Source organism: Methylorubrum aminovorans, from assembly GCF_022179725.1.
Classification (GTDB): domain Bacteria; phylum Pseudomonadota; class Alphaproteobacteria; order Rhizobiales; family Beijerinckiaceae; genus Methylobacterium; species Methylobacterium aminovorans.
Window position 1 is genome coordinate 1 of record NZ_BPRC01000064.1, and the last position, 6,773, is coordinate 6,773.

The window sequence follows — 6,773 nt, forward strand, 5'->3', positions numbered from 1 at the left end:
GGGATGGCGATGCTTCCAGAAGGGTGCTGAAGCCTGACCTGGAAGTGCCATGTGGACCCCGACCACCCGGCGGTAGCATAGCCGCTCGGGCCTGCGCTACGAAACCGACCTGACGGATGCCGGATCGATCCCGCCCCGGTCGGTGATCGTGGTGGCCACGTCGAAGCTACACCACGTCAGGGGACACGACCCGGATGACGAGGTGATCGGCGCTCTGAGTGACGCTGTCGATGGCGCAGCCCGGCAAAGATGAGGGCAGGATCATCCCATCCGTGAAGCAGCTGATGCCAACCTCGTCACCGCGACCGTTCCGCGTAACGTGATATTAGTGGCGAATTAGAGGTGGCACAGTCAAGCTGCAAGCGAGTGCAGCTGTGCAAAGGATGAGTTCCGAGTTCGCGCCTTCGGTTCGTCCGCCAACCATCGCAGCAGTCGCACCAAGTTCATCGCCGCCGCTTTCATCAGATGAGCCAAGTGCGTCTTTGCGTGCCCGAAATAGGGCGTCCGTCGGAGCCGCGCTGACCGCACACCTTGTGCGATCGTGCCCTCTACGCCGGCACGCCGGGCGTACTCAGCTGCGAAGTCGGAGGTCTTCTCTCGCTCCCGCCTGACCCGCAACGCCTTGTGTTGGGCTTCGGGGCGGATCGTGATCGCGCGCCGCGCCGACTTCGAGCGTGTGCAGTGCGGCCGCAGCGAGCAGTCCCTGCAATCGCGGACCGCGAACTTGATCTTGATCACCGGTGTCGTGCCGTGGACGAGCGTGGGTGTCCAGCTGTGGCTGTCCTTCCCACCCGGGCACGTTGCCCGCCGCCGAGCGAAGTCGATGGCAAAGTCCCGTGTGGCGAACCCGACGCCGGCCTGGGCCTGCCACTGCCGGTCGCCCCGCGTCGGGCCGACCAGATCGATCCCGTGGCGCTCCTGGGCATCCACGAACAGCGCCGCATTCACGAAACCAGTGTCGGCGATGTGGATCCTGGGCAGCAGGTCCCGTGCAGCGAGCGCTGCGTGGATGGTCGAGGTCGTGGCATCGTCCGAGCGAGTGCCGCAACGGCCTCGCCGCCGCCGGCTACGACAACGACTTGGCCGTCGCTACGTAAGCGGGAACGGCTCTAGCCATTTTCTGCAGCGTACCGAAATGCGCCGATGTGGCTGTCGCCAAAGATGAGCCATGTCACGCCGGCCTCCCGAGTAGCATCGCTGTTCGCATCGCATTCCGCCGCCGCGCTGGCGTCGCCCCCTCCACCGCCAGTTCGTCTGCCGACCATAGAGACGTCGAGGGTGCTCTTTCCGACATCAAGCACCACCGGCTTCGACGGGTCGGCGAGATAGGCGATGATCGCCGCGTCAATCTTTCACGAGTTGCTACTCTGGCCACGCTCGGCGTGACCATTCAGGGCGCCGCCCTATTTGCTGTCGTCATGACGCTAACCCCCGGCAGCCTGGCCCACGGGACTTGATCCATGCTGATGCGCACTGTTCTGGCGGCCCTCGCAGTCGTTAGTTCCCTGACGTTTGCCCGTGCCGAAGGGCTATCCCCCGCTGGTTCTGCCGCGCACGGCCTCTGCTACGCCTCCGGTACGAGCGGACCGCGCGTGCCATGCGTGCTTCAGGGGCAGGCCTGGACGCGTATACTACAGCCAACCGACGATGCGTCCGGAATGACAGCTCGCCCCGCTGGTAGCAAGGCGGCGAACACGCTCAGCGCGCTGCTCGGCCGCACGGTCTATGTGGCTGATGACATGGCTCTGGGCTCCCACGACATCACAGCGGCAATTCCGGCGGCAGTCGGGCGACTGGGAAGTATGGGCGGCCGGCTCCTACTTCCGCGCTCGGTCCAGCCCTACACGCTTACCGCTCTCCAAGCTCTCCCTAGCAACGTTATCTTGGAAGGCGATGGGCGCGCACCGACTCTCATCTCAAGCAATTTCGATGGTGATGTGCTCCGGTTTGGCGACGGATCCACGACCAACGAGAATAGTGGTCTTCGCAATATCTCATTTTCATCCAGCGTGCCTCGGACGCATGGCGCATTCATCGCCCTGCGCGGCACATATAATTTCAAGGGTGCGGATGTTACGTGCCAGGGCAATGTCTATGTCTGTATCGACGTGCACGGCGGCCCCAATGCCTTCAAAATCCACCTAGATCGGGTGCAGGTGTTCAACCCATATGTTGGTATTCGCTTGGGATTCTCAGGAGGTCAGCCTGCCGATGTGATGCTCAACGAGCCGCTAATCAGCGGCGCGACCATGGCGGCGTTGCATTTTCGGAACGTGTCTGGGTTCCAAGTCCGCGGTGGCGACTATATCAGCAACAAGAACGCTTGGCTGATGGACCCGGGCAATGGACAGGTCGTAAACGGCTCACAGTCAACGGATGGCTTCCTCGATACGAGCGTGGATGAGGGTCTGCTGATCGCGCCCACGGGTACAGGAAAAGTCTCTGACGTTACTTTTACCGGACTGTGGGCAGCAACGAACGGTCAAAGCAATGGCAAGCCCGGCATTCGTCTCAAGGGGACACCGAGCACGATCCGCAGCTTGATCTTCAACGCGCCACGCCTAACCAACAATGGTGGTGAGGGTTTTCGCAACGAGGGCAGCGCCTACATCGACATCAACGCCCCACAAATTTCGTTCAATTCCAAGACGGCCCGCAACGTCTACTCCGGGATTCATGTGGCGGCCGGGGTCTCATCTTGGTCAGTCACGGGAGGACGCTCGGGGCCGGGCGGCTCGTTCCCCGGCCAAGAGGAGTGGCAGAAGTACGGGATTGAGGTGGCGCCGGGTGCAGGCGACCGCATCACAGTCGCTGCAGTAGACCTGAGCGGCAACCTCACAGGGTCGCTCTCTAACGGCGCTACGGGTGGACGACAGACCATCGACACAATCGGTGCCCCTTACGGAACCGTGGGCCGGAACATGGGCATCGGTACGCTCGCGCCCGCAGCCCGGCTGACAGTGACGGATGCAAGCCTGCCCTATAAGGACGTCGCCGCCGGCGCGGCCTCGGCCCAGATCTCAACTGGCAACGGCGCCGCCACTGATAGCGGCATCCGGTTTGGCGTACTCGCCGACATGTATGGCTGGATGCAATGCGCCAAGCCCGGCTCCAACACGCTGCCGTGCTACATCAACCCAATGGGAAGTCCTATAGTGCTGGGCAAACCTGCGCCGGCCACGAGCGAGGCCAACGGGTACCCGTACATCCCCGTAATGTCCGGGACGCCAACTGGAGCGCCACAGGCTGTGCCTGGCATGGCTCCGCTCGTGGTGGACGGTAGAGCCGGCAAGCTGTGCGTCTATGCCAACTCGGCTTGGAAGTGCATCGCGCTTCAGTGAGGCATCTATGCCTTTTGGTTCTCGGCCGTCGCCGCGCGGCAATCCTCGGTCCAATCCGCCTGAGCAACCCAGTTCCGGATCGCCTGGGCCGACGGCTCGAACTCACGGGCGAGATCTGTGGGATCGCGTCCAGCGTGGACCAGTTCGACGATCTGACGACGGAACTCAGCTGGATAGGGCGGGCGTGTGTGAGGCATCGAACACACCTCGTGGGAAAGCCTGAAGGGCTCCACGACAGCGGCTCTCCCGCACTTTGATATTGGTGGCGAATTCGGCACGGCATCTTGCGATGAGCGGACGACCAGCGCAGCGCGAAGAGTGACGATGTTGCCCCACGCTCATCAGGAGGGGAGCATGTCGCTCGACGTGAGACGCACCTACGTCGTGCCTGATCAGACTGCGCAGGTCGCGCGAGCGATCTTTCCGAACGGCAATCCGGTCATGCGCCTCTATGACGACCTGCATCAGGTCGTGTAGGATCACGACTTTGCCGACCTGTTCCCGGTGCGGGGACGCCCCGCTGAGGCGCCGGTCCGGCTCGCCCTCGCGACCCTGCTGCAGTTCATGGAGGGACTCACCGATCGCCAAGCCGCCGACGCAGTCCGCACGCGGATCGACTGGAAGTACCTCCTGTGCCTGGAGCTCACCGATACCGGCTTCGACCACACTGTCTTGAGCGAGTTCCGCACCCGCCTTCTCGCCCATGGGGCGGAAAGCCGGCTCCTCGACGCGACGCTCGCACTGGCACGGGAGCGCGGGCTCCTGAAAGGCGGTGGACGCCAGCGCAGCGACTCGACCCACGTCCTTGGAGCGTTGCGAACTCTGAGCCGGCTCGAAGTTGTCGGGGAAACGCTGCGCCACGCGCTGAACGAACTGGCAACGGTCGCGCCTGACTGGCTACGCACGTGCACGACCCCGATCTGGGTCGAACGCTACGGGCTGTGGGCGAGCGAGTTCCGGCTGCCCAAGAGCCAAGCAGGACAGCAGGCGTGGGCGGTGCAGACCGGGATCGATGGGTTCACCTTGCTGGCCCTCGCCCCACCCGTCCTGCGTGACCTCGCCGCGCTCGAGACCCTGCGACGGGTCTGGGTGCAGAACTTCCTCCGCGAGGACGGGCCGCGGGGCACCCGTGTCGCGTGGCGGACGAACGATCAGGTGCCACCATCGGGCCGTACATCGACTCGCCGTATGACGTCGAGGCGTGCTACGCGAGCAAAGGCACGACGGTGTGGAGTGGCTACAAGGTGCATCTGACCGAGACGTGGGACGATGACACGCCGAACCTGATCACCGACTTCGAGACGACGACCGCCGCGGTTCCGGGGTGGAGCGGGTGAAGGCCTGCCGGATGGCGTCCCAGAGGTCAGGCACGGTGCGGGCGGCTGCGCTCCGCAGCAGCGCTTTCAGCTTGGCGAAGATCTGCTCGATCGGGTTGAACTCGGGGCTGTAGGGCGGAAGGTAGAACAGCCACGCGCCGGCCGCCTCGACCCGCTCGCGGATGCCGCTGACTTTGTGAGCTTGCAGGTTGTCGAGGATCACGGTGTCGCCGGGCCACCGCCTCGGCGACCTCCAGCACCACCTCGGTCTCGCGCTCGTTGGTGAAGCCGGCGCACGCCTGACGGGGCGCCTCGGCCTGCCGGTCAGCCCCGACACTCTGCTGCGCCTCGTGCGAGGTCGCGCCCCCGCGCAGGCAGACCGCGCACCGCGCGTGCTCGGCATCGATGATTGGGCCTGGCGGCGCGGTCAGCGCTACGGCACGATCCTGTGCGATCTGGAACGAGGCCAGATCATCGACCTGCTGCCCGACCGCGAGACCGCCACCGTGGCCGACTGGCTGCAGCAGCATCCCGGCGTCGAGGTCGTGGCTTGTGACCGCGCCGGTGCCTACTCCATCCGCCGCTCGGCCGCAAAGCCGATCATCTCGCGCAGCAGGTCCGCGTCGGCGCTCTTCTCCAGCAGACCGCGCAGGCTCATCATCTCCTCGGTCATCGGGGGTCTCTCGGGTTCGGGATTGTGCTCGCAACCTGACCCTACCCGGCAACCGCCGATGACCACTCCGCGCGGACGGGCTTCCTCGTTACCGTCGAGCTACACAACCATCAGGGACACGATCCGTCATCTGCGCCCATGTGCGCCGCGCTCATGCTCGATGTCCGCCTGCGCCGAGGCGCTGCGCGAGGGCGTGCACTCGGCCGACGTGGTGCTCAACATCCTGGCCCCGTCCCGGATGCAGGACCGGGCCCGCGATGGCTAGGTGCGTCTTTCCCCATGCCGGTGCCGCCCATCAGGCCGCCATGGCCCTGGTGAAGCGCTCGGTGAAGATGATCTGAGCGGCTGGCGCGCTGAGTCTGGCGATGTGACCGTCAGGGTCCTCGAGACGCAAGCTCTCACAGAAAACCGAACACAGCCCCGCCCCGGAGACATCGCACGAGATCGCAGGCGCAGCAGGAAACATCAAGATACGTCTTGACGTGAAAGCTTCTCTTTCTCGATATTACGAGCGTGCTCGCGGGCATCGCTCATCAAATCATCCAGCGTTTTCGACCATGCAATGTCAGGCTGCCAGCCAGTAACAGCATGCAGCCTGTCCGAGCGGCCCGCTGCGATCGGGATCTCACTCGGCCGGAGGCGATCAGGATCCACCTCAACTTCGAACGGCATTTCCGCCCGCTGCCTGAGTCATGCAAGCACGTCCTCGATTGTGCGTGACTCTCCACTGGCGATGTTGAATACCGTCCCTCCTGCGATCCGCTCCGATGCATCGATCACGCCGGCGTAGGCCCGGACGACGTTTCGCACATCGAGGAATTCGCGTCTTGCCGACAGATCACCGACGCTGAGACGGGGAGGAACGAGACCGCGTTCAATCCTCGCGATCTGGCACGCAAAAGAGGGCGCCACGAACCGCTCATCTTGCTCGGGACCCGTGTGGTTGAATGGCCTGAGCACGATGAGATGGCCGCCGCCGAGGATATCCTGCAGGATTTGCTCGCCAATCCATTTTGAGCGGCTGTAATGGCTCACCGGGGCCGGCTCAAGCAGCGGCGAGTCGAGCCGGTGATCCCGAGCCGCAAGGATCAGCCGCGTCAGCCCAACTTCGACAAGGCCGCCTACCGGGAACGCAACAAGGTCGAGCGACGGATCAACCGCTCGAGCAGTATCGCCGCATCGCCACCCGCTACGAGAAGCGCGCCACCAACTACCTCGCTATGATCACCGTCGGCATGACCATGCTCTGGCTCTCGTGAGTTTGCAGAGATGTCCTAGGGCCTGTCGTCACCTGAGCCAGTCGAGTGTTGCGGCGAGGCAGAGGACACCGGCGAAGCTGACGGCGGTCTTCTCGTAGCGGGTGGCGACGGCGCGCCACTCTTTGAGGCGCGCCCATAACCGCTCGACGATGTTGCGGTTGTTGTAAGCCCAGTCCGGGCAGGC

4 protein-coding genes and 6 pseudogenes are annotated in these 6,773 nt (G+C 64.2%); 4 read left to right on the forward strand and 6 right to left on the reverse strand.

Features of this window, described 5'->3' with window-relative positions; translation table 11 throughout:
• Positions 1 to 351: 351 nt before the first annotated feature.
• Positions 352 to 1,035 (reverse strand): annotated as a pseudogene (locus MFF24_RS28210) (transposase); the annotation flags it as partial.
• 623 nt (positions 1,036 to 1,658) lie between these two features.
• Between MFF24_RS28210 and MFF24_RS28215 the strand changes: the two are divergent.
• Positions 1,659 to 3,341, forward strand: coding sequence for a hypothetical protein (locus MFF24_RS28215; protein WP_238229166.1), 1,683 nt, complete (start codon positions 1,659 to 1,661; stop codon positions 3,339 to 3,341).
• A gap of 23 nt (positions 3,342 to 3,364) precedes the next feature.
• On the opposite strand, the pseudogene MFF24_RS28220 reads toward MFF24_RS28215, so the two are convergent.
• Positions 3,365 to 3,538, reverse strand: a pseudogene (locus MFF24_RS28220) (transposase); the annotation flags it as partial.
• Positions 3,539 to 3,695: 157 nt separating this feature from the next.
• On the opposite strand from MFF24_RS28220, the pseudogene MFF24_RS28225 reads away from it, so the two are divergent.
• A pseudogene (locus MFF24_RS28225) lies at positions 3,696 to 4,660 on the forward strand (transposase); the annotation flags it as partial.
• Here the strand turns inward: MFF24_RS28225 and MFF24_RS28230 are convergent.
• Positions 4,629 to 4,892 (reverse strand): annotated as a pseudogene (locus MFF24_RS28230) (transposase); the annotation flags it as partial. The pseudogenes MFF24_RS28225 and MFF24_RS28230 sit on opposite strands and share 32 nt — an antisense overlap.
• 157 nt (positions 4,893 to 5,049) lie before the next feature.
• Here MFF24_RS28230 and MFF24_RS29145 point away from each other — a divergent pair.
• Positions 5,050 to 5,169: pseudogene (locus MFF24_RS29145) on the forward strand (transposase); the annotation flags it as partial.
• Between the two features lie 626 nt (positions 5,170 to 5,795).
• Here MFF24_RS29145 and MFF24_RS28240 read toward each other — a convergent pair.
• Complete coding sequence (locus MFF24_RS28240; RefSeq protein ID WP_238229167.1) at positions 5,796 to 6,002, reverse strand: hypothetical protein; 207 nt, start codon at positions 6,000 to 6,002, stop codon at positions 5,796 to 5,798.
• 18 nt (positions 6,003 to 6,020) lie between these two features.
• On the reverse strand, positions 6,021 to 6,365 hold the full coding sequence (locus MFF24_RS28245) for an NAD-dependent epimerase/dehydratase family protein (protein ID WP_238229168.1): 345 nt from the start codon (positions 6,363 to 6,365) through the stop codon (positions 6,021 to 6,023).
• Between MFF24_RS28245 and MFF24_RS28250 the strand changes: the two are divergent.
• A pseudogene (locus MFF24_RS28250) lies at positions 6,366 to 6,589 on the forward strand (IS5-like element ISMra2 family transposase); the annotation flags it as partial.
• 28 nt (positions 6,590 to 6,617) lie between these two features.
• Here the strand turns inward: MFF24_RS28250 and MFF24_RS28255 are convergent.
• On the reverse strand, positions 6,618 to 6,773 hold a 156-nt coding region (locus tag MFF24_RS28255; RefSeq protein ID WP_238229169.1), incomplete at its 5' end, for a transposase.